General features: G+C 35.2%; 26 protein-coding genes and 1 pseudogene. 18 read left to right on the plus strand and 9 right to left on the minus strand.

Annotated elements, in window-relative coordinates:
• Positions 1–2: 2 nt before the first annotated feature.
• On the plus strand, positions 3–302 hold the full coding sequence (locus tag ACU8YW_RS05630) for a hypothetical protein (RefSeq protein WP_088062381.1): 300 nt from the start codon (positions 3–5) through the stop codon (positions 300–302).
• A gap of 113 nt (positions 303–415) precedes the next feature.
• Here the strand turns inward: ACU8YW_RS05630 and ACU8YW_RS05635 are convergent, their stop codons facing one another.
• A complete protein-coding gene (locus ACU8YW_RS05635; RefSeq protein ID WP_426933928.1) occupies positions 416–1,270 on the minus strand; it encodes a hypothetical protein in 855 nt (284 codons plus the stop codon).
• A gap of 228 nt (positions 1,271–1,498) precedes the next feature.
• On the opposite strand from ACU8YW_RS05635, the gene ACU8YW_RS05640 reads away from it, so the two are divergent.
• The 6 genes from ACU8YW_RS05640 (at position 1,499) to ACU8YW_RS05665 (ending at position 8,297) form a co-directional block, all read left to right on the plus strand.
• Positions 1,499–1,900, plus strand: a complete 402-nt coding sequence (locus ACU8YW_RS05640) for a BlaI/MecI/CopY family transcriptional regulator (RefSeq protein ID WP_000184503.1) — start codon at positions 1,499–1,501, stop codon at positions 1,898–1,900.
• A 2-nt stretch (positions 1,901–1,902) separates the two neighbouring features.
• Entirely contained in the window at positions 1,903–3,840 is a 1,938-nt protein-coding gene (locus ACU8YW_RS05645; protein ID WP_426933927.1) for a M56 family metallopeptidase, read from the plus strand.
• A gap of 273 nt (positions 3,841–4,113) precedes the next feature.
• A complete protein-coding gene (locus tag ACU8YW_RS05650) occupies positions 4,114–4,686 on the plus strand; it encodes a TetR/AcrR family transcriptional regulator (RefSeq protein WP_061883872.1) in 573 nt (190 codons plus the stop codon).
• Positions 4,687–4,901: 215 nt separating this feature from the next.
• Positions 4,902–7,637 (plus strand): YhgE/Pip family protein, encoded by a 2,736-nt coding sequence (locus ACU8YW_RS05655; RefSeq protein WP_426933926.1) that lies wholly within the window; start codon positions 4,902–4,904, stop codon positions 7,635–7,637.
• Between the two features lie 105 nt (positions 7,638–7,742).
• Positions 7,743–7,952 (plus strand): hypothetical protein, encoded by a 210-nt coding sequence (locus tag ACU8YW_RS05660; RefSeq protein ID WP_426933925.1) that lies wholly within the window; start codon positions 7,743–7,745, stop codon positions 7,950–7,952.
• Positions 7,953–7,991: 39 nt separating this feature from the next.
• Positions 7,992–8,297, plus strand: coding sequence for a DUF2087 domain-containing protein (locus tag ACU8YW_RS05665; protein WP_446894043.1), 306 nt, complete (start codon positions 7,992–7,994; stop codon positions 8,295–8,297).
• 27 nt (positions 8,298–8,324) lie between these two features.
• On the opposite strand, the gene ACU8YW_RS05670 is transcribed toward ACU8YW_RS05665, so the two are convergent.
• The 3 genes from ACU8YW_RS05670 to ACU8YW_RS05680 all read right to left on the minus strand — a co-directional run bounded on the left by ACU8YW_RS05670 (position 8,325) and on the right by ACU8YW_RS05680 (position 10,322).
• On the minus strand, positions 8,325–8,678 hold the full coding sequence (locus ACU8YW_RS05670; protein ID WP_088121588.1) for a PH domain-containing protein: 354 nt from the start codon (positions 8,676–8,678) through the stop codon (positions 8,325–8,327).
• Between the two features lie 109 nt (positions 8,679–8,787).
• Positions 8,788–9,288, minus strand: coding sequence for a DinB family protein (locus ACU8YW_RS05675; RefSeq protein ID WP_426933924.1), 501 nt, complete (start codon positions 9,286–9,288; stop codon positions 8,788–8,790).
• Positions 9,289–9,380: 92 nt separating this feature from the next.
• Complete coding sequence (locus tag ACU8YW_RS05680; RefSeq protein WP_088608396.1) at positions 9,381–10,322, minus strand: helix-turn-helix transcriptional regulator; 942 nt, start codon at positions 10,320–10,322, stop codon at positions 9,381–9,383.
• 196 nt (positions 10,323–10,518) lie between these two features.
• On the opposite strand from ACU8YW_RS05680, the gene ACU8YW_RS05685 reads away from it, so the two are divergent.
• Positions 10,519–11,535, plus strand: coding sequence for a LacI family DNA-binding transcriptional regulator (locus ACU8YW_RS05685; protein WP_088062396.1), 1,017 nt, complete (start codon positions 10,519–10,521; stop codon positions 11,533–11,535).
• A 39-nt stretch (positions 11,536–11,574) separates the two neighbouring features.
• Here ACU8YW_RS05685 and yhfH read toward each other — a convergent pair whose 3' ends face one another.
• Positions 11,575–11,703: a protein YhfH gene (gene yhfH / locus ACU8YW_RS05690; RefSeq protein ID WP_000567010.1), complete on the minus strand. Its 129-nt coding sequence runs from the start codon at positions 11,701–11,703 to the stop codon at positions 11,575–11,577.
• A gap of 180 nt (positions 11,704–11,883) precedes the next feature.
• Between yhfH and ACU8YW_RS05695 the strand changes: the two genes are divergently transcribed.
• The 6 genes from ACU8YW_RS05695 to ACU8YW_RS05720 all read left to right on the plus strand — a co-directional run bounded on the left by ACU8YW_RS05695 (position 11,884) and on the right by ACU8YW_RS05720 (position 17,393).
• Positions 11,884–12,618, plus strand: coding sequence for an MBL fold metallo-hydrolase (locus ACU8YW_RS05695; protein ID WP_098133203.1), 735 nt, complete (start codon positions 11,884–11,886; stop codon positions 12,616–12,618).
• Between the two features lie 9 nt (positions 12,619–12,627).
• The gene (gene lplA, locus ACU8YW_RS05700; protein WP_088608394.1) at positions 12,628–13,617 is read left to right on the plus strand and encodes a lipoate--protein ligase; all 990 of its coding nucleotides are present in this window, start codon (positions 12,628–12,630) and stop codon (positions 13,615–13,617) included.
• A gap of 173 nt (positions 13,618–13,790) precedes the next feature.
• A complete protein-coding gene (locus ACU8YW_RS05705) occupies positions 13,791–14,219 on the plus strand; it encodes a hypothetical protein (RefSeq protein ID WP_088062401.1) in 429 nt (142 codons plus the stop codon).
• Positions 14,220–14,380: 161 nt separating this feature from the next.
• Positions 14,381–15,913: a fatty acid--CoA ligase family protein gene (locus ACU8YW_RS05710; protein ID WP_088062403.1), complete on the plus strand. Its 1,533-nt coding sequence runs from the start codon at positions 14,381–14,383 to the stop codon at positions 15,911–15,913.
• A 113-nt stretch (positions 15,914–16,026) separates the two neighbouring features.
• The gene (locus ACU8YW_RS05715; RefSeq protein WP_000435468.1) at positions 16,027–16,278 is read left to right on the plus strand and encodes a hypothetical protein; all 252 of its coding nucleotides are present in this window, start codon (positions 16,027–16,029) and stop codon (positions 16,276–16,278) included.
• An 89-nt stretch (positions 16,279–16,367) separates the two neighbouring features.
• Complete coding sequence (locus ACU8YW_RS05720; protein WP_097890491.1) at positions 16,368–17,393, plus strand: S-layer homology domain-containing protein; 1,026 nt, start codon at positions 16,368–16,370, stop codon at positions 17,391–17,393.
• Between the two features lie 72 nt (positions 17,394–17,465).
• Here ACU8YW_RS05720 and ACU8YW_RS05725 read toward each other — a convergent pair whose 3' ends face one another.
• On the minus strand, positions 17,466–18,011 hold the full coding sequence (locus tag ACU8YW_RS05725) for a TetR/AcrR family transcriptional regulator (protein ID WP_088062407.1): 546 nt from the start codon (positions 18,009–18,011) through the stop codon (positions 17,466–17,468).
• Between the two features lie 385 nt (positions 18,012–18,396).
• On the opposite strand from ACU8YW_RS05725, the gene ACU8YW_RS05730 reads away from it, so the two are divergent.
• Both ACU8YW_RS05730 and ACU8YW_RS05735 read left to right on the plus strand, forming a co-directional pair.
• Positions 18,397–19,503, plus strand: coding sequence for a metallophosphoesterase (locus ACU8YW_RS05730; protein WP_088062409.1), 1,107 nt, complete (start codon positions 18,397–18,399; stop codon positions 19,501–19,503).
• Between the two features lie 226 nt (positions 19,504–19,729).
• Complete coding sequence (locus ACU8YW_RS05735) at positions 19,730–20,707, plus strand: HD domain-containing protein (RefSeq protein WP_088062411.1); 978 nt, start codon at positions 19,730–19,732, stop codon at positions 20,705–20,707.
• A gap of 39 nt (positions 20,708–20,746) precedes the next feature.
• Here the strand turns inward: ACU8YW_RS05735 and ACU8YW_RS05740 are convergent, their stop codons facing one another.
• Positions 20,747–21,871 (minus strand): anti-sigma factor, encoded by a 1,125-nt coding sequence (locus tag ACU8YW_RS05740; RefSeq protein ID WP_106383159.1) that lies wholly within the window; start codon positions 21,869–21,871, stop codon positions 20,747–20,749.
• Between the two features lie 5 nt (positions 21,872–21,876).
• Positions 21,877–22,367 (minus strand): annotated as a pseudogene (locus ACU8YW_RS05745) (RNA polymerase sigma factor).
• Positions 22,368–22,504: 137 nt separating this feature from the next.
• Between ACU8YW_RS05745 and ACU8YW_RS05750 the strand changes: the two are divergent.
• Positions 22,505–23,407, plus strand: coding sequence for an AraC family transcriptional regulator (locus ACU8YW_RS05750; protein WP_071721586.1), 903 nt, complete (start codon positions 22,505–22,507; stop codon positions 23,405–23,407).
• A gap of 284 nt (positions 23,408–23,691) precedes the next feature.
• Positions 23,692–23,844, plus strand: a complete 153-nt coding sequence (locus ACU8YW_RS05755) for a hypothetical protein (protein ID WP_046956985.1) — start codon at positions 23,692–23,694, stop codon at positions 23,842–23,844.
• A 389-nt stretch (positions 23,845–24,233) separates the two neighbouring features.
• On the opposite strand, the gene ACU8YW_RS05760 is transcribed toward ACU8YW_RS05755, so the two are convergent.
• Positions 24,234–25,976 (minus strand): sensor histidine kinase, encoded by a 1,743-nt coding sequence (locus ACU8YW_RS05760; RefSeq protein ID WP_088062415.1) that lies wholly within the window; start codon positions 25,974–25,976, stop codon positions 24,234–24,236.
• Positions 25,977–25,985 lie beyond the last annotated feature (9 nt).

Here is a 25,985-nt window from a genome sequence, read left to right on the forward strand (position 1 = left end):
CGATGCCAGCGCAAATAAATGGAAAGCTAATGAATCAGCTTGCAATTTTTTTTAGTACGATCGTCATGTTTCAATTTGTAGCTGAGGTAACAGGACTTACTCAAAATTTGGATATTACATATAACTTAATACATACAGCATTGTCCTATGTAACGTTTAGTTTGGCAGTCATTTTTACTCTAATAGGTGCAAGAAGAGAATTAAGTACATATGCAATTATTTTATTATGTTCAGTTGTAGGTATTAAAGCGATTTATTTTGCGGCGATCGTTATTTTATGGGGATTGGCAGGTACGCCGTAAAGGGGAGATGATTATATGAGTATTGAAAATATAAGATTGATAAATGTAAATGATAATAAGAGCGTAATTCTCTAAGCTAACTTAGGGAATTACGCTCTTATTCGTACAATCACTTAGTCTGAAATTGCTTGAAGCGCTTTTCTACACCGATCTCTTTTTTGGAGTCTTCTTCTATATTTTTTTCTATCCCGCTTTACTCCTTGTATATACATAAATAAGCTAACGAGAAGGAATAAAGCACATTGCATCGTTAAAATGTACGGTGACATGCCTTGCAATGGTTGTTTCGGATCATATAAATGAATAGGTGCTCCGCCGATTGAAGGAAATATTGTATTTAGCAGGACGTAAGGAATGGAGGCAACTGCGAATGGAAAGAGAATTGCCATATAGTCCTTTTGTGACCATACAGATGCAGCAAGTCCTAAAAGGGCCATTAAACCTGCAAATAAAAAATTAATTCCGATATATACAGTAATGTAAGTGAGAGGCGCATCGAAATATAGGTTTGCGAACATTCCATCAGCATTTATGATGCCTGAACCAATCGTAGGTGTTCCGTCTGGAATGGTTAATTTGCAAAATAATAACGATAAGATGAATGGAAATATATAAAGAAATCCTCCGCAAAAAAACGTAACGATATATTTCATTACTGAATAAGGAAATAAAGAAATCCCCTTACTCACAAACGGTTTAAAACCATCTGACTTATCCGAATTGTAACTTGTACTAAAGGGGAAACTCGCAATAACTGGCATTAATAATAAATAAACATCCATTTCATTGTCGCGAAATCCGATCCATTTTATATCTGTTGAAATAGGTCCACTCGCTGCGTCTCCTAAATAACGAATTACATAGTAATAGTGATAAATACAAATAAGAACGAATCCACTAAACATAATAATTAGAGAAATACGACTACAAAAAGCTTGCTTTATATTTAAACGAAGCGCACGCATCATGACTGAAAAAGCCTCCACTATTTTGATAAACTTGTCTATTTTCTATATTACTATTAAATGTAAACATTTTCTTGTTTTTTTATTTGATTATTTGAAAAAAGGGAAATTTGATGTCGTTAAGTAAGGTTTAACTAAAATTATATTTTCTAAAATATGGTTGACAATTAAGTATTACATTTGTAATCTTAATTGTAGATTACAAATGTAATACTGAGGAGTGAAATATCTATGACAAATCAATTACCTAAAATATCTGAAGCGGAATTAGAAATTATGAAAGTACTTTGGTCAAACTCTCCACAAACAGCGAATGAAATTATAGAAGAACTAGAAGATGCAATGGACTGGAAACCGAAAACAATCCGTACATTAATTAATCGGTTAGTACAAAAGGAAGCTGTTTCTTACCATCAAGATAAAGGGCGCATGTATGCTTATTATCCGTTAGTATCACAAGATAATTATTTGCAAGTTGAAACGAAATCTTTGTTAAAGCGTTTTTGCGGCGCAGCGTTTAAGCCATTACTTGTTAATTTTTTAAAAGAGGAAAAATTGTCTTCAGAAGATATTAATGAACTGAAACGCATTTTAGATGAGAAGACAGAGGAGAACAAGAGGAAGGATAGATAACAATGATAGACATGCTTATAAATGTATACCTTCCTCATTTTTTTGATTGGCTTATAGAAACGTCACTTATGGCTAGCATATTAGTTGGATTTATTTTATGTATAAAAGTACTATTTAGAAATAAATTAACGCCCCGATGGCAATATATGCTGTGGATCGTACTAATGATAAGACTCCTTTTACCATGGTCACCAGATAGTTCTTATAGTATTTATTCATTACTTTCTTATAGTTCTAGTATGTCGGAAGTTATTCAGAAAAATACACCTTCACCTGAGAATACAGTGAATGACGAGATGCAACATACAGTGGAATTAGAACAAAATGCTGAAACTGTGACAAAAAATAGTGAACCTGAAGTAAACGTGAGTTCGGAACAACAGACTGCATTGTCTTTATACAAAGTTGCTCTATATGTTTGGTTAGCTGGGGTGATCATATTAGCAGTCATAACGTTTATTACAAATAGACGCTTATATTCTTACATAAAGAAACAACCGGATATTACGGACGAACAGGTCACTACAGTGTTTAATCGCTGCAAGCAGTCTATGAAAATGAAGAAGGCAGTTTCATTACGTCTTGCAGGAAAGATTGCAAGTCCAACGGTTTTTAGTTTCTTCCGTCCGAAAGTATTACTATCAAAAAAACATATGAAAGTATTAAATGAGCAACAATTACAATATGTCTTTTACCATGAGTTAGCTCATATTAAGAGAAACGACGTAGCTGTAAATTGGATTATGTACAGTTTAATCCTATTAAATTGGTTCAATCCGATTCTTTGGTACGCCTATTTTTGTATGCGAGAAGATCAAGAATTAGCTTGTGATGCATATGCGCTTACGTTTATAGATAAAGAGGAGCAAATTGCATACGGTCATACAATTATTACCCTCCTAGAACATTATTCCTATCAAGTACCAAGCCTAGCAAATTTAAGTAGAAATAAACGAACATTAAAAAGGAGAATCGTTATGATTAAAAAGTTCCAAAAGAAATCGTATCGTCTTTCTTTACTTGGGATTATTGCTATAGTTGCTATAGCAGGCGGATTTTTATTAAATGCAAGGATAACTGAGGGAGATGAAAGGCAGAAAGAAAAAGTTGCAGAAAACAAGCAATCTAAAGCAGCTTTTGAAAAAGCGATAGAAACAGTATTAGGTACACCGGAGAATGCAAGTAGAGAATGGGGTATGTCAATAAAGTCTTATAAAAGGGATACAGACTTTTTGTATTTGGCAGAAAAGAATTTTACAAAAGAAGAATTTGAGCAGTATTTTCAATTATTTAAGAAAGCGAAAGAAATTCATAAAAAAGCAATGGTTAAGAAAAATGTTCCTGAGAATTATGATGGAGATACAAAGGAATTTAAACGTGAACGCTTGAATAAAGCTGATCAAGAAAGACTAGCTAGTATTGAGAAAAAATTAGTTCCACTTTCGGAAAGGGTGGAGAAATCTTTAACATATACTATAGAAGAAGCAAAAGAACATGTACCGTTTCAAATTAAGCAGCCGGCTTATATACCTGAAGGTTATGAGTTAAAGAGAGAATGGGCTGATTCATATTTTGGAAGAGATATAGAATTAGTTATTAAATCAGAATATAAAAAAGGGAAATATGGTTTTACAATTTATCAGTCAAGAATGTATGCAGGTGGTAATAAGGATCCACTACACTACATGATGCCTGGAGAAGAGAATCTAGAAAGTTATAGTTTAGACGGGAAAGGAATGGTCTATAATAAATCTTCTCATGGAGAGGGTAAGTTAAAAGGGCTCAAAATGTTTGTACCAGCACAAGGTAAGAATAGTGAGTATCAAATTGTCATAGTGAATGATATTTTTACAAGAGATACAAAGATATACGAAGAGATAATCGATGATGAGCTAACTAAGAAAGAGATGGAGAAAATCTTACTTTCTATGTCAAAATAAAAGACAGTGTTCTTAAAGTTTTGGTTTTAAGAACACTGTCTATTTTATTAAGTTTCTAGTGGGATCTAGTCAGCAATTATTTATGAATAAATTCTAGCTTTCCATACAAGTATACTTTTTGATACACTATGGACAGTATGATATAACTTGACTGGAATTTTTTATACTGGAAATAATAAAAAAGAGAACTTGTATACAATGTAAGCGTGTGGTAATATCAAAGATGTACTGATTGACTATATTATCCAATTGGTCATTTTTGGAGGTGACGATGTGGCAATAGATCGAAAACGTTCTATTATTGAAGCTGCAACAAAGTCTTTTTCAGCGTTCGGTTATAAAGCAACAACGATGGATCAAGTAGCGAAGTTAGCGAATGTAGGAAAAGGAACGATTTATACTTTTTTCAAAAATAAAGAAGAGCTATTTGGTGAGATTATTTCTAATTTAATTACAGAAATGAAGCAAGTTGCAGAAAATGCAATTCGTTCAGATGTTTCATTTTTTGAAAATGTACATAGAGCATTATATAGCATATTAGAATTCAGAAAAGAACATCAGCTCATGATTAAGTTAATTCAAGAAGAGCGTGATATGGGAACGAAAGAAGTACAAGAAGTGATGCAACAAGTAGATGTGGAAATCGTTTCTGTCATTCAATCGTATTTAAAGATTGCGATTGAAAAAGGTGAGATTAGCAAATGTGATCCAGAAATTACAGCATTTATTATGCTTCGCTTATACGTATCGCTTATTTTTGATTGGGAAAAAAATCATAAACCGCTAGAAAAAGAAAAAATTGCAGAATTATTCGAACTTTATTTATTAAAAGGATTGTCAAACTAAGATAATCCTTTTATTATTATAAAAAAGTGACCACTTGAACAAAATGGTCATATATTTATTTTAGGAGGGATAATAGAAATATTTACTTCATAGTAAGGAACAGTTGCATAGTATACATTCGGGGATAAGGCATATGTATGAATAGGTATAGCCTTTTTATTTGGGAGAAAATGACCAAATAGACAATTTAGTCATTTAGAAAAGGGGGAGAAATGATGAAATGGAATCAGTTACTTCGTAAAGAGTTTACTGAAATTATAAAAAGTAAAAAAATATTAATTCCAATTATCGCGGTTTTATTCGTGCCAATTTTATATGCAGGTATGTTTTTATGGGCCTTTTGGGATCCGTATAAACAGTTAGATGATTTGCCAGTGGCGGTAGTCAATTTAGATAAAGGTGCAGTATTTGATGGGAAACCAATTGAGGTTGGAAAAGGGCTCGTTGATAACTTAAAAGATAATACAAGTTTCAAATGGGAATTTGTAAGTGAAAAAGAAGCGAAAAAAGGAATGGAAGGTAGAAAGTATTACATGCTAGTACGCATTCCAAATGACTTCTCAAGTAACGCTACAACGTTATTAAAAGATGATCCAAAACCATTAAACTTAGAATACATTCCAAACGAAAGCTTAAACTTCTTATCTTCACAAATTGGCGGAACAGCCATTGAAAAAATTAAAGGTGAAGTATCAAGTACGTTAACGAAAACATATGCAGAGAAAATGTTTGATTCCATTCAAGACGTCTCAAAAGGATTAGCAGATGGGGCGGAAGGAGCAAGTAAACTACACGACGGATCAAGTGAACTGCATGATGGTTCAAGTAAAGTGACGGATGGCCTTCATACACTACAAGGGAAGTCTGGAGAGATGAAGGATGGAGTTGGGAAACTATTTGATGGATCTGGGAAAGTAACAGCAGGTTTAAATACGTTAAACGGCAAAACAGGTGAGATGCAAACAGGTATCGGAAAATTAGTAGATGGCTCCGGAAAAGTAACAGATGGTTTACATGTATTAAATAGCAATGCGGGTATTGGGAAATTAGTAGATGGCTCCGGAAAAGTAACAAACGGTTTAAATACGTTAAATAGTAAAACCGATGAAATGAAAAAAGGAATTAGTGAATTGCATGATGGATCTGAGAAAGTAACAAACGGTTTGAGCATATTGATAAGTAAAACAGGCGAATTAAAAACAGGAACAACTGAACTATCAAATGGTATGGAAAAACTTGCGGGAGGGCAAAGTCAATTAGAGAAAGGTTCTCAAGAGATTCAAAAGGGTTTGCAAGAGTTAAATAATAAAGTACAAAACTCTGTTGCAGGATTAGAGGAAATGCAGTTGAAAGTTCCTGCTATATTGAATACAGTAAATGAGAAAATAGATGGTGCTGGGGCGAATGTAAATCAGTTAAATGAATTTACGCAATCAACAGCAGGAGATGCAAAAACTGCAGCGCAAGATGTAGCGAATTTACAAAAGCGAATTGAAAGTTTACCAAAAGAATATCAAGAGCAGTTACAACCATTCATAACAAGTGCCGTAAAAAGTACAACGACAGTTCAGCAAAAAGCTGCCGGAGTAGCAGGTGGAACAAATAAATTAAATGAAGAAGTAAAACAATTAAAAGGTGAAATCGGTGAAAAGACAAGTAGGATGCAAAGCAAAATGCCGAATCCGGAAGATGTAGGAAATTTAACGAGTGGTATTAAAAAATTAACAAATGCACAAAACGAATTTGTAAGTAAGTTTCATGGATTAGGTGAAGGATTAGGTAATGCTAAAGTAGGTGTAGATCGATTAAAAAACGGATCAGGGCAATTAATTGATGGTGTAAATCAATTGTTTGATGGATCTGGAAAGGTAACAGAAGGCTTAGGTACATTATCTGTAGGAGCAAACCAAATGGCAGGTGGTGTAAATCAATTAGCAGATGGCTCAAGCCAAGTAACAGGCGGTTTAGGTCAATTATCTGTAGGCGTAACGAAATTAGCGGATGGTTCAAGCCAAGTAACAGGCGGTTTAGATACATTATCTGCAGGAGCAGGTCAAATGTCAGGCGGAATAACGCAATTAGCAAATGGCTCTGGCCAAGTGACAACAGGATTAAGTACATTGTCAACAGGCTCAACCCAGCTAATCGACGGAGTAAATAAACTAGCAGACGGATCAGGAAAAGTAACAGATGGCCTCGTAAAAGTAAACGATGGTTCCGGTGAACTTGCTGAGAAACTTGGTGAAGGAGCAGAGAAAACTGGTGAAGTAAAAGGAACCGATAAAACGTACGATATGTTTGCAAGTCCTGTAAAAGTGAAGACGGAGAAAATGGCGGAAGTTCCAAACTACGGAACTGGATTTACACCGTATTTCTTATCACTCGGTTTATTTGTTGGGGCATTACTATTATCAATCGTATATCCATTACGTGATACAGTTGGCGTTCCGAAATCAGGATTTAGTTGGTTTATTAGTAAGTTCGGTGTTTTACTATCAGTCGGTATTATTCAAGCGATAGTAGCAGATATTATATTACTATTCGGATTAGGTGTAGAAGTACAAAGTATTCCGTATTTTATACTCTTTAGCATCGTTACAAGTTTAGCGTTTATCGCATTAATTCAATGTTTAGTAACAGCATTCGGTGATGCAGGGCGTTTCATCGCCATCATCACATTAATCATTCAGCTTACAACAAGTGCTGGGACATTCCCACTAGAATTGATTCCGAAGTTTTTACAGCCATTCAATGCTTGGTTACCGATGACATACTCTGTATCAGGATTGAAAGCAGTCGTATCAAGTGGAGACTTTAACTTCATGTGGCAAAACATAGGAGTACTCATGATTTTCATCGTTGTATTATCACTTGGAACAATTGCATCCTTAACTTGGATGCACAAACGACAATTTAGAAATATTGCGGAAAATCAATCAGTTGAAGCGTAGAAAAAAGCACCTTTTTGGTGCTTTTTTTATTTTAATGTAGGGCTAAATAAAAGGACAGGAATTGCAACCATTTGAACAGAAGTATATTACATAGGAGTTGATATGATGAAAGGAAATCTTACTTATTATTTTATCTTAAATCCGCTAATCATCTATCTTGTTTACGCCCTTTCACCTATCTTGTTTCATAAAGAAAAATATATAAATATGAAAGATGCACTAGGAATACTTTTAGTTTACTATGTGCTAATTAGCGGGTATTACCTTATGGATGTTGTAAGTGAAAGAATGAAGAAGAATAGTAAGGACAAATAATAAAGTTTCATGGCATAAAAACCGATGGAGGACAACAAAATGACTGAAAGTGAAATGAAATTTCGTGATACAACCATTCGTAACTTTTTCGATAAAGAGGACCGCCTAAAATCGATTCCAGGTCAAAAGAAGAAAAAACTAGTATTGTTAGAGCATTTAATTAGCAAGTTAAACGCTGAAAATCAATATGCGGAAAAAGAAATTAATACATTTATAAAACAATATCACGATGATTTCTGTACGATTAGACGTGAGTTTATTGTGCACGGATTTATGGATCGAGAGGATAATATGTACCATATAAACGGGAGAGAAGTTTGGACGAAGTGGGAGGAGTTAAAATAATGAATCAGCAGGGGGAATCCCTGCTGATTATAAGTCCGTGCTAGTCTTACATTTTCTTTGAAGTAAGTCTAGGAACTCTTCAACATTTGAACTTGTAATGTATCCCACTCGTATATATTCATCTTCATAATAAAATATTATTTTTTTATCAAAAATTCTTCGCTTCGTTTCTATGGATTCAATTTTTTTATACTCGAATTCAGCGATTAATGTATTTTTAGATTGTTTATAAAAGAGGAGTCTTCTATTAGTAGCCAGTAGCATACCAGGATACGGGACATTATGTGTAATAATGTAGCCGGTAAGTGAACAATTTAAAGTTGATAAAATTTTTTCTTCTTTATGTAATAGTTGTTTTGCAGCTGTTAAGATTGGATTCATTTTATATATTCCTTTTATATAGATTTAAAGATATTATATCAAAACTAAAGAGACTCCCGATATGTATTATTGCATATTGGCAGTCTCTTTTTAGTGGAAATGTTTACATTTAGTAAACTTTAAGTTCCAGTCGCTCTTTCTGGCGCAGATGATGTGCAAAATGCATAGAAATAAGCTGGAACCATTCTGCTGCATGTAAGTAACCAAGCCCAGGGTGCTGTACCTTACAATCATTTGGAATAGAAGGAAGTGTTGGCTCTATTTTTTTTATAATTGTAATTAATTCTAGAAGCTGTTTCTGTACGTCTTCTTTATTAGCTGGGTTTTCAGGCGTATATCCAGGATGATCTGGTAATTTGATTTTTATGTCTGGGAAAGCTCCCATCATATATACCTTTTCTCCCATATCCGTTTTCTTGTTAGTTACAGAAGGTACTTCAGTTCTGCATTTCACGATTGCATCTAACTGCATGCGTGTAGCTGAAATTAAGTGATTATACATTTGACCGAGAGACCATTCCTCATGAGAAGGCTTCATCCTAAATTGTTCTATAGAGTACTTTTCTAATTCCTCTATGTAGTACGTTGCTAACTCTTCAAATTTCTTCATATCACTTACCCCTTTTTATGAAAATGTATTTGTTACTCCCTACTATAAAGAAGTAATGCTGACAACATTATGTCAGTAGTGAAATGCAACAATTAAAGTTTTAACATTTTCTTTGCTTCATCACGGATTTTCTCAGATAGAACGTTTGGTTCAAGTACTTGCACTTGGCTTCCCCAGCTTAATACCCATTGAAATACTTCGTCTATGTTTCTTGATTTCAAAAAGACGTGAAAACCATTTTCTCTATGCTCGTATGAATCTATAAAGAAGTATCGTGATTCAATAATTTTATGTGCAATATGGGCTGGGAATAATAAATGAATCATCACAGTACGGTTGCTTTCAGGCTGATATTCTTGCAAAGAAAAGTCTTCGGGTTTTGTAAAGAATTCTTGTTCTCGCTGTAATTCCTCCATTCGATTTAAGCGGAAATTACGTATTTGTTTTCGAAGTAAACAATGGGCAACGACGTACCAAATTCCAGAAATATTGACTAAGCCGTAAGGATGAACGGTCCGTTTTATTTTTGTAGTTTCTCTTGGTTTACGATAAGAAAAAGAGATAGCCTGTTCTTTTTGGATAGATTCTTGCAACAGGATAAGTTGTTTTTCAAGTTTTTCTTGTTCAGATTGTTTGTGTGAAAATATAGGAGAAAGGAAACGAAAAGTTCCCCGTAATTCCTGGGCTTTCTTTTTTTGATCAGTAGGGAGGACAACCTCAAGTTTCTCTTTTGCCGATTTTGCATGTACAGAAAAAGAAGAAGTGAAAGTTTTCTCGATATAATCACCGCCTAGTAAAAGAGTAACAGCCTCTTCAGGTGTAAGCTGAATAGGTGGTAAGAAATAACCATCCATTAATGAATAACCTTGGCCAGGCATTGAAAAAATAGGAACACCCGATTCATTAAGTGCATCCATATCTCGATAAATAGTTCTTATACTTGTTTCGAATTTTTCGGCTAAGCTTTGTGCTGTAACAGTTTGTCTTCTTTGTAATTCAATTAATATAGCTAACAAACGATCTGTCCGATTCATGAAAATTCCCCTTTATCTTTTATGAATATGCCTACTATAAACTTCTAAAAGTAGTATAAACTCTCCTCCCATTAACAGACTTTTTCCTATGTATAATATTAATATAGTAAAATCATAACAACCCATATTGCAGTTTCCAATAATATACTATATAATCAGTTTAAGAAAACGTTTTCATGCAAAGGGGGAGGATTTCGTGTCGACTATAGAGGACGTGGCGAAATTAGCGGGGTTATCAAGGACAACGGTTTCTAGGGTGATTAATAATCATCCATATGTTTCAGATGAGAAGAAAAAAAGGGTTCAATTAGCAATGAAGCATTTAGGTTTCGTTCCTAATTCTGCGGCGAGAAGGCTTCGTAAACAAAAGACGGAAACAATTGCGGTGCTAGTTCCAAGGATTACAAATCCTTTCTTCAGTAGATTTATTGAAGCAATCGAGATTGCTGCTTCTGAACATAAATATAAACTGATTATTTGTCAAACAAGATATTTACCGGAAAAAGAGATGGAGTATTTACAATTATTATCTACGAAACAAGTAGATGGGATTATTCTATGTTCACTAGAAAATCCTTGGGAAGATGTAGAGCCATACTTACAGCACGGTCCAATCGTGTTATGTAATGAATATATTGAGGAAGCAAATGTTCCAACAGTGAAGTTTGATCATGCGCAAGGAGCATACATAGCTGCTAAGCATGTGTTAGAACAAGGATATCGTAATCTTATTTTTTGCCGTGGTAACGAAACCAAAGTGGTTAGCCAGCAGCGAAAAATGGGCTTTTTACGTGCAATAACTGAGAAGAGCCGCCAAGTAGAAGCGATCGATTTTCTTGAAAACGCTTTCTCTTGGGATGATGGAAAGAGAATATTCCATGAAGTATTAAAGGACAAAAAAAATCCTACCGCGATTTTGGCAGGAGGCGACGAGGTTGCAGCTGGAATTATTTCAGAGGCGAAACGCCATGACTGGAGCATTCCAGATGATCTCGCTGTTATCGGTTTTGATAATCAAATTTTATCACAGATTACAGAGCCAGGTATTACGACAATTGAACAGCCAATCGATGAGATGGCCCGAAAAGTTGTCGACCTGATGATGGATAAAATCCATACGAAAAATTATCGAAAAAAAGAATTGTATGAGTTTGAACTGGAGCTCTTGGTGAAAGGTTCGACGATGAAGAAGGATACGATGTTATTAGCCTAGTAGACTATGTCTGCTAGGTTTTTTTATGTTCACAAACTACTATTCTTCGTGAACGCAATCGTCACATTTGTTATGGTATGCTTCGTGCTGCTCATCAATTTCTTTCCCGCAATGTGCACAAGTTTTCGTCGGTAAATTTCTGAAAAACTCCATTGGTTGATCGATCATGTTAATCCCTCCATTTCCATTTCTTACTATCATTGTATTAGTACAAAAAACAAAAGTCAATAACTGTTTTATAACAAAAGTGAAAAATAATGAAAAAGTTTAGGAAATGGATTATAGTTAACAATGTAGAATGTAAGTGAAACATGCATTCCTACTCGGTTTTAGAAAGGATGGATACATATGAAAATGACTGTTGTCGGCTTTTGGGGCGGCTTTCCAGAAGCGGGAGAAGCAACGTCGGGGTATTTGTTTGAACACGATGGTTTTCGTTTACTTGTAGACTGTGGTAGTGGTGTACTAGCACAGCTTCAAAAATATATAACACCATCTGATATAGATGCAGTTGTACTGTCACACTATCATCACGATCATGTTGCAGACATTGGGGTATTGCAATATGCGAGATTAATTACAAGTGCGACAAAGGGACAACTACCGGAATTACCAATATACGGTCATACGTTTGACGAGAATGGATTCCATTCTTTAACGCATGAACCACATACGAAAGGAATCGCGTACAATCCAGAAGAAATACTTCAAATTGGACCGTTCTCGATTTCATTCTTAAAAACTGTTCATCCTGTTACATGCTTTGCGATGCGTATTACAGCTGGTAGTGACGCTGTAGTATATAGCGCTGATTCAAGTTATATTCCTGAATTCATTCCATTCACAAAAGATGCTAATCTTTTCATTTGTGAGTGTAATATGTATGCACATCAAGAGGCTGCAAAAGCAGGGCATATGAATAGTACAGAAGTGGCAAGTATTGCGAAAGATGCGAATGTAAAAGAACTTTTATTAACGCACTTACCGCATACAGGAAACACATCTGATTTAGTAACAGAAGCAAAACAAATTTTCAGTGGCCATATTACGCTAGCGCATAGTGGTTACATTTGGAACTCATGAGGTGATACGATGTTATTTATTGATAATAAAGGGATTACAGATCCTAGAATAAACTTAGCAATTGAAGAATATTGTGTGAAGAATTTAGATATTAACGAAACATATTTACTGTTCTACATTAACGAACCTTCCATTATCATTGGTAAAAACCAAAACACAGTAGAAGAAATTAATGCAGATTACGTAAAAGAACAAGGAATTCATGTCGTTCGTCGTCTATCAGGTGGAGGTGCAGTATATCATGATTTAGGAAACTTAAACTTCAGCTTTATTACGAAAGATGATGGAGACAGTTTCAGCAACTTCAAAAAATTTACAGAACCTGTAACGAAAGCGCTTGGTAAATTAGGCGTAAATGCAGAACTAAGTGGTCGTAACGACATTTTAGCTGAAGGCAGAAAAATTTCAGGTAACGCGCAGTTCTCAACGAAAGGTCGTATGTTCAGTCACGGTACGTTACTATTTGACTCTGAAATCGATCACGTCGTATCAGCGTTAAAAGTAAAAATGGATAAGATCCAATCAAAAGGAATCAAATCAATCCGTAGCCGTGTTGCGAACATTACAGAGTTCTTAAATGAAAAAATGACGACAGAAGAGTTTAGACAACTTCTTCTAGAAACAATTTTCGAAGGGGAAACAGAAATTCCGACGTACGAATTAACAGAAAATGATTGGAAAGAGATCCATAAACTTTCTGAAGAACGTTACCAAAATTGGGACTGGAACTACGGAAAATCTCCGAAGTTCAACTTACAACATTCACACCGCTTCCCAGTTGGACAAGTTGACGTTCGTCTTGAAGTGAAAAAAGGAACAGTAACAGAATGTAAAATTTACGGTGACTTCTTCGGTTCACTAGATGTCCATGACATTGAAGAGCGTCTAACAGGCGTACAATTTGATAAAGATGCATTCACTGCAGCTTTAGAAGGCGTAGATATTAAACGCTACTTCGGTAATATTACAACAGAAGATTTCTTACATTTATTCTTCTAAAAATAAGGGAGGCTGCCGTAACGGGCAGCCTCTTTATTTTTGCGTAGATTGTCACGTTTTATCGGTAAGTCGATATATTTTAAAAATCGCCGATATAATTTCACTCATCATAAAATCACAGGACATTTGCCTCTCATAAAGGAATATATATATTCAAAAGGAGGCGGATTGAAATGAGAAGGCTAATGTACGTTGCATTACTGCTCAGCTTCGTCATCGGAATGACAGCTTGTAACGATGAAACTTCCTCAAGTCGCACACTTTTAACGATTGGAAAGCCAGGGAAGGATAATGTTATATACTTTACGAATACGGATAATAAACGAAAGATAGCTGATATACAAACTATGTTTCAAAATAAGAAATGGAAAAGAAATGAAGCTTTTAGTACGATGAATAAAACGCCAGATCTTGTCTTGTCAATAGATGAGGCCAATACCGGGTTACCGACATTATATGTAACATTGTTTTTTCATGAACACGGAGCGGATGCAATCAACTTGTATGGGGAGCATACGAGCTTGAATAAAAAGGAACTAGAAAAACTTAGTGAAAAGATGAGTGCATATTATCCTGAAATGATTTTAGCCTTAGTTTCATAATGTGTAGGCGAATAGAATTCCCTTATTTTTCTAAAGTGAATCAACAGGAGGTGATCCTTGTATATGCAGTTAATGGAATATCACTTGCTACTTTAATTTTCTTTTAATATAATTAATTTAGAATTTTTAAATATTCTAAATTTTATAAAGGTGGGGTTTGTGTGAATCTCGTTCAATCTTTGGCTGAAACGGCGAAAAAGAAGGGGGATAAACCGGCTTATATATTTATGGATCAGTCGGTCTCATATGACCAATTAAACAAAATGGTCACAAGGTTTTCTAGCAATTTAGCAGAAATGGGCATTGGAAAAGGGGACAATGTCGCATTAGTTGTTGGAAATTCACCACATTTTTTGGTCGGTTTATACGGAACAATGAAAGCTGGAGCAACTGTTATTCCAGTTAATCCAATTTATACAGCAGACGAAATGCATTATATTTTACAAAATGGAGATGTAAAAACAATCATCGTACTCGACGTCCTTCTACCTGTTATACAATCTCTTACAACAAGACTTCCTTCACTTGAAAACATCATCATATGCGAAACCTCATCAGATTTTAACTATACAGAAACCGAAAAAATGAAAACGTTTACGAGAATGATAGGGGCTGGAGATTTAACTTTTGAAGGCCCAGAATTAGATGAAGAAGATGTAGCGGTTATTCTATACACTTCAGGTACAACTGGAAAACCGAAAGGTGCGATGTTAACACATAAAAACTTATATAGTAATGCGAGCGATGTGGCGTCGTATTTACAATATACTGCTGATGATCGCGTCGTTGCGGCTTTGCCAATGTTCCATGTATTTTGCTTAACAGTGGCGGTAAATGCACCGATTGTGAACGGAGCAACTATTTTAATGTTACCGAAATTTAGTCCGAAAGAAGTATTCCGTATTTGTCGCACGTACGAGCCAACGATTTTTGCTGGTGTACCGACAATGTACAATTATTTATATTTATTCGAAGAAGCAAGCGCAGAAGATGTGAAGACGCTTCGTCTTTGTATTTCAGGTGGTGCGTCAATGCCAGTTGCTCTTCTGCAAAACTTTGAAAAACGTTTTGACGTAATCGTTTCAGAAGGATACGGTTTATCAGAAGCATCACCAGTTACTTGTTTTAACCCGCTAGATCGTCCGCGTAAACCTGGGTCAATCGGTACAAATATTTGGCATGTAGAAAATAAAATTGTGAACGAACTTGGGGAAGAAGTACCTGTCGGTGCAGTCGGTGAATTAATTGTTCGCGGACCTAACGTTATGAAAGGATACTATAACGCGCCAGAAGATACAGCAGCGACATTGAAAGATGGTTGGCTGTATACAGGTGACTTAGCGAAAATGGATGAAGAAGGTTACTTCTATATCGTTGATCGTAAAAAAGATATCGTCTTAGTTGGCGGTTATAACGTATACCCTCGTGAAGTAGAGGAAGTATTGTATACACACGAATCTGTAGCAGAAGTTGTCGTAATTGGCGTTCCTGATGAAAACTTAGGAGAAGCAGTACGAGCATACGTCGTTTTGAAACAAGCTAACGTAACAGAAGAGGAACTTATGCATTATTGCACATTACATTTAGCAAAATATAAAGTACCAAAGAGTATCGAGTTTTTAACAGAATTACCAAAGAATACGACAGGTAAATTGTTAAGAAGAGCGTTAAAAGAGAAAGCGATGCAAGTTTAAAAATGGGGGGCAACCATCTTTATGAAGGTGGTTGCCTTTGTATTTTTTAGAATTGGTTAAGCTATAGCCCCATATATTTAAACCGTAATATGACTAATAAGGAGGAGATATATGTGGAGCAAAAGGAATTACGTTTAAGGAGAGTTCAATACCTTATTTGTGACATTATGGATGAAATGAACGCTGAAAGTGAGAAGAAAAACTTAGAAATACTGCAGCAAGTAATCGATCATCTTTCAGGTGCGATAGGTGATTTAGTCGATCCATCAAGCTCGTATTCTATTGATTATTTGGAAAGAAAAGTTCACACGGCGCATTATTTACTTTTTAAAAACGAGCGGAAGGCGTACTTATGTAGGAAATAGTATTATTAATTTTATTTGACATTGATAATCATTATCAATATGATAGTTATGTTGGGTATATTCATATAAAAGGAGATGTCGTATTGATAATGATTAAGAAAAAATATGTTAATGCGTTCGTTATAGCAGCAACTTTAGCAGTTCCATTCAGTGGTATTATGGCACCGATTGCGAAAGCAGAAGCGGCAGTAGAAATGAAAGCAAATAGCAAACTAGCGGATGGCACGTATGACGTTATTTTAAAGACTTATAAAGATCAAACGAATGATACATCAGTTGCGTCTACATATTTAAAAAGTCCAAAAGTAACCATTCAAGGTGATAAAAAAATTGTTACATTAACAGTTCAAGATAGTAGCTATTTTCAGTATCTTAGAGTAGAAGATCCAAATAAAATAGGGACATTCCATGATGTAAAAGTAATCTCCGAAGATAAAGCGAATAACGGTACGAAAGTTGTTCAATTTGAAATGGGTGAGTTCTCGAAAAAATATAATATGCAAATGCATATATTAATTCCAGCAATTAAATATGATCATAAATATCAACTGCAGTTTGAAATCGATGCAAGTGCAATTGAACAGAAACCTAAATTCTCAGATGTCCCGACTTGGGCACAAGAGTCAGTTCAATATTTAGTAGATAAAGAAGCAGTGCACGGTAAGCCAGACGGTACATTTGCTCCGGCTGAAAATATCGATCGTAGTTCAGCTGCAAAAATATTAGCAACTATTTTAGGTTTAGAAATTAATAAAGATGCGAAGCCATCATTCCCTGATGCACAAAACCACTGGGCAACTCCATATATTGCTGCTGTTGAAAAAGCAGGTATTGTAAAAGGTGATGAGAAGGGTAACTTTAATCCGAGCGGGTTAATTAACCGTGCATCAATAGCTTCTATGCTAGTAAATGCATATAAATTAGAAAGAAATGAAAATATGAAACTACCAAAAGAATTTGCTGACTTAAACAATCATTGGGGTGCGAAGTATGCCAATATTTTAATCCAAGAAAACATTTCAGTTGGAACAGATAATGGCTGGGCTCCAGATAAAGCGGTAAACCGTGCGGAAGCAGCGCAATTTATTGCGAAGGCAGATAAGTTGAAGAAATAAATTAAAACGTATACTAGATTTAGCATAAATAAAAAAGGAAAATTTGAACTCCAAATTTTCCTTTTTGCATTGTTATATATTCCTCCTCATCAATTCCCCAACTTGCGTCGCAACGTACTCAACATCATTATCAATTTCATCCAACACGTAAGATTCCAAAATGCCCATGACAGCTGTTCCTAAAAATTTTAAAACGATGTGTGTATCAATGTTTTTATTTACTGACGTATTTGTGTTTAATTTTTTTTCTAGTTCACCCATGATGAACGTTAGGATTTTTTTCTGAAATGATAATGTGCTGTTGCTTCTAAATAACGATGCGAAAAATGGTTTATGTTCTTTGAAGTATTCAAACCATATGACAGTTCCTTCTATATAGCCTTTTGTTTGTTTTATATCGCATATTTCTCTTAATTGATTTAAATGGTCGTCGACAATTTTATCTAATAAATTGTACTTATCTAGATAGTGTAAGTAAAAAGTTTTTCTTCCGATGTTCGCTTTTTCTGTAATGTTTTTTACTGTAATTTCGTCAAAGCCATCTTCAATTAACATTTCAATAAATGCGGATTGAATGGCGTTTTGTGATTTTATAATTCTTCTATCGATTTTCTCCATATGATGTTCCTCCGTTATTGATACATATATTTCGTTATGTGTGTATTATCACCCAAATGCGTAAATATGGTCATTGAAACAAGTGGTTGCTCGTTTTATTGTAAATATACACGTGAGTATTAACTCTCACAAGTTTAAATTTATAATAAAGTAAGGGTGGTTTCATATATATCAGTTACGAAGAGAAATGTCCGTTTTTATGCAAGAGGATTACAAGTTTCTATAAAGAAAATCTGTAAAAGTAATTTTGTTTTGAATTGCACCTCTAATTGTTAGATTTGCATCTAGCGGTTAGAGGTTTTTATTGTGAAGATTGCTGTGCTTAATATTTACGTTAAACGTGCATAACAAGATATAATAGAAGAAATCAAGAAGGAGGCTGACTGTGAAAAATCTTCGTTATTTCAATATATTTACTATGTTAATTGTATACACACTACTCATGTTTTACATCGGCTGGAACGGTTGGGTTTGGCTTCATGCGGTGTTTGGCTGGGAATCTTGGGGATATTACGCTTTCGTAGTCGGATTTATTTCATATGCGTACATTCTCGTGCAAGTGTTTAAGTTCTTGCCATTTCTACGAACGATAGGCTCAATTTGGTTTGCGGTCATACAATATGCGCTTATGCTGTTGCCGTTAGCAAATATTACGGTCTTTCTTTTACAGTTTTCAGTGGAGAAAGAAGCGGCAATTATTTGGACAGGAACGGCCGTGTTACTTGCATTTATCTTTATTTTTGCATATGGAGTATTCAACGCATATAGCCCAGTAGTTAGAAAGTACGAGGTGCACATACCAAAAAAAGTAGAGGGACGTAAAAGCTTACGCATCGCGATGGCTTCTGATATGCATTTCGGTAAATTATCTGGTGTTTCGCATTTAAAAAGACTTGTCCGCCATGTAAATGAGATGGAGCCTGATATTATTTTACTGCCAGGTGATATTATTGATGATCATCCAGGTGTGTTCATTCAAAAAAATATGGGACCAATTATGAAGCAAATGAAAGCTCCATTAGGCGTATATGGTGTGTTAGGAAACCACGAATATTACGGACGAGCGGTTCCTGAATTTTTACAAGAGATGGATAAGATTGATATTCGTATTCTGTTAGATGAAGTGATTACAATTGAAGATCAATTTTACCTCGTCGGAAGAAGAGATAAAACAGAGCGAGATCGCCAAAGCTTTGAAAATCTAACGAGTACGGTAGATAAATCCATGCCTGTTATTGCAATGGATCACCAACCATTCGAGTTGAAACAAGCAGCGGAGGCTGGCGTCGATTTACTACTATCCGGCCACACGCACCGCGGACAAATGGCGCCGAATCATATTGTAACGAGAAGAATGTACGAATTAGACTGGGGATACGCACAAAAAGGTGCATTCCACGCGATTGTTTCTTCTGGTTTCGGATTCTGGGGACCACCATTAAGACTGGGAAGTAGATCTGAGATTGTGCAGGTGGAAGTTACGTTTGAATAGGTGTATAAAATAGAGAGCGAATTGCTCTCTATTTTTTCAATAAAAAAAGGGCTCCACATAAGGAGCGCTCAATAAAAATAAATGAATTAAAAGAAATAACAGACATGTATAATATATAACATTTGTAATTATGTATCAATATATTTAGATTTATAATTTATATTGATATCGATTTTATAAAAAAGGTACGATTAGAAGACGCTGCTGAAATAAAGGGGGATTATAAGTGGTTATATCAGATGTTATTTACGGTGAGTTTAAAGTGGATCGAGTAGTAGAAGAATTAATTGTAAGCAATCCTGTGCAAAGACTAAAAGGTATTCATCAAAATGGCGCAAGCTACTTACTAAATGAGAACTGGAATGTAACACGCTTTGATCATTCAGTTGGTGTTATGTTATTAGTGAAAAAACTCGGTGGTTCAGTTGAAGAACAAATTGCAGGTTTACTGCATGACGTATCACATACTGCCTTTTCTCATGTAATTGATTATGTTTTTGATAATAGAAATAAAAGTTATCATGAAGAGATATTTAGTTCTGTCGTGAAAAACTCAGAAATTCCAGCGATTCTTTCGAAGTATGGTTATAACTATGAAGATATTTTATTAGATGATTCGAAATGGACGTTACTCGAAAGGTCAGCACCAGAATTATGTGCAGACCGAGTGGATTATACGTTACGAGATATGTATACATATGGGTATGTTTCTTTAGAAGAAGTTCACAGTTTTTTAGAGGATGTCATTGCTGTAGATGGGAAAATGGTTCTTCAAAGTGTCGAAATGGCAGAATGGTTTACAGAAACGTATTACAAAGAAGTAATTGATTTCTTTATGAAGCCAATGAATATTTACGGAAACGACATGTTAGCGAAAACGCTAAAGTTAGCTCTTCATAAAAGGATTATTCATGCAGATGACTTTCTTCTTGAAGATGATGAGCTTATTTCGAAATTGCAGCAATGTAATGATCCAGAAGTACATGCTTTATTAAGCAAAGTTCATCCGAATGTAAACGTAAAAGAAGATAGAAACGATTATGATTTGTATCAGAAAAATAAAGTCCGTCTCATTGATCCTCCATTATTTCGTGAAGGTGAAGTTGTTCCATCGTCTGCTGTGTCGGAAAAAATAAGACAGATGAGCGAAATTGCTTATGAAAAAGCGGTGAGAGGGATGTATGTGAAAGTGATTTCGGATTAAAAAGGAGAGCATCACTCCTAGATGCTCTCCTTTTTCTCATTAATAATCAAACCAATTCCAAATCTCAATATCTCCAAGAGTCGCATAACGAACGTGCGGCGAGTTTTGTAATTTTAATAACTCTTTCGACGGGCCAGTAATGACCATGCCGTATACTTTGACGCCGTTATCTTTTACATACTGATAGCGCTTATCTAAATTCAGCACTTTTTCAGGAATCCAAGTCGTTTTACTTACAGTTTCTTTATTTATCGAAAGAATACGCATCATTTCGATTACTTCATCTTCTTTTGTGTGTAGTTTTTTTGTTTCATCTTCAGGAAGATTTATATGTTCTCGAAATCCGATAATTTCTCCGCTATGCAAGAGAAAATTTTCTTCATTTATTCTTTCTTGTCCTGTGTCTAAAGCGTACCATACAGGAATTGGCGGCATTTCTTGTGCTTCAAATGCGCTATATAGAATGGATTCTACTTCTTGTAAAGTGTAAACTTTATCGAAGGATATCGCTACTTCTGCAACAGTCCCCTCATGTATCTTTCCAAGTGTATCCCAAAATTTTTTAGATGATTCTTTCAAAGAAGCTTCTTCCTTGATTTTGGGATGAACAAAGGAAACTTTTTTTGAATAGGCTCTGTTTGCCCAAGATTGATTTGTGGCAGTTACAGATGATAAGAAACTACTCATTGTTACTGTACCAATTGGAAATTCTTCTTTGCCGACAGTTTTAACTAAATTCATTTCATTTTCTGTACGGAAAAAGGGTTTAACCTTCGTACTTCCTCCAGTGGAACGACTATTTGGCATTGTCGCTTCTAGTGCGAGTGCTGGAATCTCATTTACTTCAGAAAAGTTTTTCATATTATTCGAATAGAAGTAAAAGGAAGATGCAAAATGACCAACAAAATAGATTGCTATACAAACAGCGAGGACAAAACTAACGGTTTGCCAACGCTGTTTCCATTTTATTTTCCAAAACGGGATTTTAAAATTTTGTGGTGGTAGTCTTTTCTTTATCGGTTCACTCTTCGAAAGTAACTCATCTAAGTAAGCTTCACACTTTTCACATGTTTCAATATGACTTTCTAATTGCACTTGTTCATCATGCGTGAGCGTTCCGTTTTCGTACTTCCCCCATAGTTTTTTAAACTCTGTACAACCCATCCTGATCACTCCTTTATGCTTTTCGTTTCTTTTCGTCCCCTGTATAATTCGATTTTTACTTTCGCTAGTGAGAGACCGGTCATTTCTGCTATTTCCTTATACGAGAATCCGTAGTAATCTCGTAGTAGTAGCACATTTCGTCTTTCAAGGGGAAGAGAAGATAAACTGTCTAACCAACTAGCAATTTCATGTTTTACGAAATAAGAGTGCTCTGTACTTGGTATGTTCGGTAAATGGAATTCTTCAACTGTCGTTGTTTTATATCTTTTTTCTTTTCGATACCAATCAATAAAGGCGTTGTAGGCAATTGTAAATAACCACGGTCTAATTTCTTCTCCTTTATAATAGTCAATATGGACGAGCATTCGGTAAAAGGTTTCTTGCATGAGATCTTCCGCATAGTGGGAATCTCCGGTTAGGGAGAGAAGATAGCGAAATAAAGTGAATCTTGCATATGCTTGGAGTAAATGTCTTCTAATGATTGTTTGCGTTTCACTACATTTCCCTCCCTTCATACATAACAACGAAATACATATAAAAAAGTTACATTTGTTTTTAAAAATATAGTAAAAAACGTCAAGAATTGGATAGGATTCTCTTTTATCATAATACATATAAGGCGGGTGAACAGAGATGGAAAGCTATGAAACACAAATTCAAAGGTCAATTGATTATATTGAGGAAGATGTAATGGAAAAACAGACGCTGCGTAATTTAGCACGCATTGCAGGTTTTTCTGAGTCGCATTTTCATCGTGTATTTCAGGCGTTAGTAGGTGATACAGTAATGGAGTATGTTCGAAAGAGGAGGTTAGCCCGGGCAGCTTATCAACTTTCTCATACGGATGAAAAAGTTATTGATATCGCATTTGAGCATGGCTTTCAATCTCACGAAACGTTCACGAGAGCCTTTAAAAAAATATTTCAAATGACACCGAGTGAATATCGAAAACAAGAAATTGAAACGCCGATGTATTACAGCGTAAATGTAAAACAAAGAAAATTAAATCCGTATTTAGGAGGCATACAAATGGAATATCGTATTGTAAATAAACCAGAATTTTTAATGGCGGGTTATGAACTGAAGACGACAAGTAAAGAAGGGAAAAACCATCAAGACATCCCAGCATTTTGGCAAGAATATTTACAAAAAGACCTTGGAACGACGATTCCGAATCGTAAAGATACGAGCCAATGGGTAGAGCTTGGATTATGTACTGATTTTAATTTAGAAACAGGGGACTTCACTTATATAATTGGAATGGAAGTTACAGGGTTTGAAAATGTGCCAAATGAAGTTGCGAAGCGTACTTTCCCAGCAGCGACATATGCTGTATTTACAACGCCGAAAGTTCCTCATGAAGAAATGGTATCGTCTATTCACCAAACGTGGAATGCAGTATTCTCAGAATGGTTCCCGCATTCAGGATACGAACATTGTGGCGTTAATGAATTTGAACTATACGATGAGCGTTCCCATGCAGATAAAAGTGAGTTCGCTCAAATTGAACTTTGGATACCAGTGAAGAAGAAATAATAGGATAAGAGCGAATCATTGGGAGATGGTTCGCTTTTTTATAAAGAGGGAAAAGGAAAGGGGTTCAAAAATTAGAATGTGTTTGTGTTTGTAGGGAAATAGCTAAAATATGGAGATGACCTTTCATAGTGAGTTGTGAAAGGTTATTTTTACGAGTGGATTGTTAAATTTGTATTGCCTCATCTGTAATACATTTAAAAATGATAAAATAAAGTAGCAATTAAATATTGCGGGTGGAAGGTTATGCCCTTTCTTCATTTTGTGGAGAAAGGAGGTGTAATCGTATGGAATTTCTTTTGCAAATTTTGTTGGAAATCACAAAAACTATAGCTAGAGAAGGTATAGTTATGGGATTTAAGAAATTAACGACAAAAAGGCGCAAAAAGAAGACCACCCGTCTGCCTGCGAAGCGTGGGAAGTCTTCTAAGCGCAAATAAGCTTTAGTTGCAACCTTCCACCTTGCGGTAATTAGTTGCAGTGACGGGGTGTTGGAAGCACCTCGTCTACTTCATTTTATGCAAAACTTAGTTAGTTTATACTTCTATTTATAGTATAACAGTTTAGAAATGTATTTGTTAATAGTTTTATTTTTACTTTGTATAGTAGGAGTAGACTGGTATTGTTGGTTTTTGTCGACAAATCGATATATCTTGAAAATCGCTGATATATTTTGAGTTACGCCGATATATTCAAAAAATCGCTGATATAATTTCGTGTACCGCTGAACTATCGCAATAAGCAAGAATAAAAGGCGAGTAACATAATTTCATTTACCGTTGAATTCTCCTAGAAAAGAAAAAAGAAAAGACGCCAGATAGCGCCTTTCCTACGAATGAAATGGAAACACAAGTATAATTGTCGTACCCTTTCCGAGTTCGCTGTCAATAGAAATTGTTCCGTTATGAGCATGAACGAGCTGTTTTGTAATAGCGAGGCCAAGTCCAGTTCCGATGTTGCTTTCTTCTGTATTTGTTCCTCTGTAATATCGCTCAAATAGAAGCTCTTTCGTTTTATCATCCATTCCTTTTCCATTATCTGAAATAGATAGTGTAAATGAAGTAGCGTTTTGCGAAAGTTTTACGATGACGTTTGTCGTTTCATTATTATGTTTTACAGCGTTTACGAGTAAGTTTTCGATAATACGCTGGAACCATTTTTCTTCAATGAAATATTGAATTTTGTTTGAGCTTGGTACGAATTCAATATTTTGATTTTGAAGTGTTGGGTTATTAATAAATTGTAATAATACTTTTTGAACGAATTGATTCATTTCAATGTTTACGTGCTGCGCAGGAAGACTGTTATTTTTTAATTGATACGTTAAGCTTAAGTCATCAATTAATGTCGTCATATATTGCGATTTCTCTTTCATAACGCTGCCGAATTGTTGAATGTCACGATCAGTCCAGTTGTACTGCTTTGATTCTAGTAATAATGCGTAGCCATAAATAGAGCTAAGTGGCGTTTTTAAATCGTGCGTTAGACCGGTAATCCATTCTTCACGTGTTTGCTGCAGTACTTGCCTCATCGCATCATTTTTTTTGAGTGTAATAGAAAGGTGCTCTAGTGAATTTGTCACATCACTAAATAAGCGGAATGACCATTTTTCTTTACCAGATTGCCGGAACCTGACAGGTTTCCCTTTTTTACTAACAGGTTCTTCGTACTTTCCACCAGCGATGTTTTTAAGCCAGCGCATCGCATGGAGTAACGGTTTTCCAAATTTATTACCGTACCAAATAGAAAGAATGACTAAATAAACAAATACGATAAGAAGGATTAATCCGCATCCGATTAGAAACTTTTTAGTAAATACATCGTCTATTTCATCATCTGGATAGTAGTACTCATTTTTGGCAGTTACAACAAGAAGATGATTGCTATTTGTGTCGTAAAAGCTAGACGTGTTTTCTTTATGATTCCACGGTTCCTTTTCGCTAAGAGCAGCTTGTATGACAGAAAACGTTTTTTTCTTTCCATCTGGATAGGAGAATACTTCTTCGCCATCACTATTAAAGATTTGAAGTGCTGCTTTTTCTTTAGAAAGTAACTGTTTTTCTTCTTCTGTTAATGTGAACGAATCCGTAGATACAGACGGGTGCTCTTTCTGGATTGTTTTCAGTAATACATTGCTTTTTAACATACCGCCGTATATAACAAGTACGTTCTTTTCTTCTAGTTCAATTTCCCAATATGTAAATGTATAAGGGCTTTCTATATGATTCTGTATATACGAGAATAAAAATGTTTTCGTATAAGATGTCGGTACGTCACTCGGCGTATTAAAGTGATAGAGAACTTTTCCATTTTCCTCTACAACTTGAATCCAATCATTTTTTTCTTTAATTAAGTCTTTTACTTCAGCTTTTAACGAAATATCGCCATCTTCTGAAGAGATATATCTTGAAATCATAAAATTATCAGCATCTGGAATATTCGGTTCGTATGAAGTACTCGTAACAAGAAAAATTAAATACGTGAAAGCCGCTACTACAGCAATCAGTAATGTAACTAAAACAAATACGTGTTGCATGATAAACTGAATAATAAGTCGTTTATTAAAGTTCATATCGTCACC

Source organism: Bacillus pretiosus (assembly GCF_052947655.1).

Bases quoted from the DNA above. Each gene is read 5' to 3' on its own strand.
- ACU8YW_RS05630 (WP_088062381.1), top strand. From the start codon at position 3: ATGCCAGCGCAAATAAATGGAAAGCTAATGAATCAGCTTGCAATTTTT.
- ACU8YW_RS05635 (WP_426933928.1), bottom strand. From the start codon at position 1,270: ATGATGCGTGCGCTTCGTTTAAATATAAAGCAAGCTTTTTGTAGTCGT.
- ACU8YW_RS05640 (WP_000184503.1), top strand. From the start codon at position 1,499: ATGACAAATCAATTACCTAAAATATCTGAAGCGGAATTAGAAATTATG.
- ACU8YW_RS05645 (WP_426933927.1), top strand. From the start codon at position 1,903: ATGATAGACATGCTTATAAATGTATACCTTCCTCATTTTTTTGATTGG.
- ACU8YW_RS05655 (WP_426933926.1), top strand. From the start codon at position 4,902: ATGAAATGGAATCAGTTACTTCGTAAAGAGTTTACTGAAATTATAAAA.
- ACU8YW_RS05660 (WP_426933925.1), top strand. From the start codon at position 7,743: ATGAAAGGAAATCTTACTTATTATTTTATCTTAAATCCGCTAATCATC.
- ACU8YW_RS05665 (WP_446894043.1), top strand. From the start codon at position 7,992: ATGACTGAAAGTGAAATGAAATTTCGTGATACAACCATTCGTAACTTT.
- ACU8YW_RS05670 (WP_088121588.1), bottom strand. From the start codon at position 8,678: ATGAATCCAATCTTAACAGCTGCAAAACAACTATTACATAAAGAAGAA.
- ACU8YW_RS05675 (WP_426933924.1), bottom strand. From the start codon at position 9,288: ATGAAGAAATTTGAAGAGTTAGCAACGTACTACATAGAGGAATTAGAA.
- ACU8YW_RS05680 (WP_088608396.1), bottom strand. From the start codon at position 10,322: ATGAATCGGACAGATCGTTTGTTAGCTATATTAATTGAATTACAAAGA.
- yhfH (WP_000567010.1), bottom strand. From the start codon at position 11,703: ATGATCGATCAACCAATGGAGTTTTTCAGAAATTTACCGACGAAAACT.
- ACU8YW_RS05695 (WP_098133203.1), top strand. From the start codon at position 11,884: ATGAAAATGACTGTTGTCGGCTTTTGGGGCGGCTTTCCAGAAGCGGGA.
- lplA (WP_088608394.1), top strand. From the start codon at position 12,628: ATGTTATTTATTGATAATAAAGGGATTACAGATCCTAGAATAAACTTA.
- ACU8YW_RS05705 (WP_088062401.1), top strand. From the start codon at position 13,791: ATGAGAAGGCTAATGTACGTTGCATTACTGCTCAGCTTCGTCATCGGA.
- ACU8YW_RS05720 (WP_097890491.1), top strand. From the start codon at position 16,368: ATGATTAAGAAAAAATATGTTAATGCGTTCGTTATAGCAGCAACTTTA.
- ACU8YW_RS05725 (WP_088062407.1), bottom strand. From the start codon at position 18,011: ATGGAGAAAATCGATAGAAGAATTATAAAATCACAAAACGCCATTCAA.
- ACU8YW_RS05740 (WP_106383159.1), bottom strand. From the start codon at position 21,871: ATGGGTTGTACAGAGTTTAAAAAACTATGGGGGAAGTACGAAAACGGA.
- ACU8YW_RS05750 (WP_071721586.1), top strand. From the start codon at position 22,505: ATGGAAAGCTATGAAACACAAATTCAAAGGTCAATTGATTATATTGAG.
- ACU8YW_RS05755 (WP_046956985.1), top strand. From the start codon at position 23,692: ATGGAATTTCTTTTGCAAATTTTGTTGGAAATCACAAAAACTATAGCT.
- ACU8YW_RS05760 (WP_088062415.1), bottom strand. From the start codon at position 25,976: ATGAACTTTAATAAACGACTTATTATTCAGTTTATCATGCAACACGTA.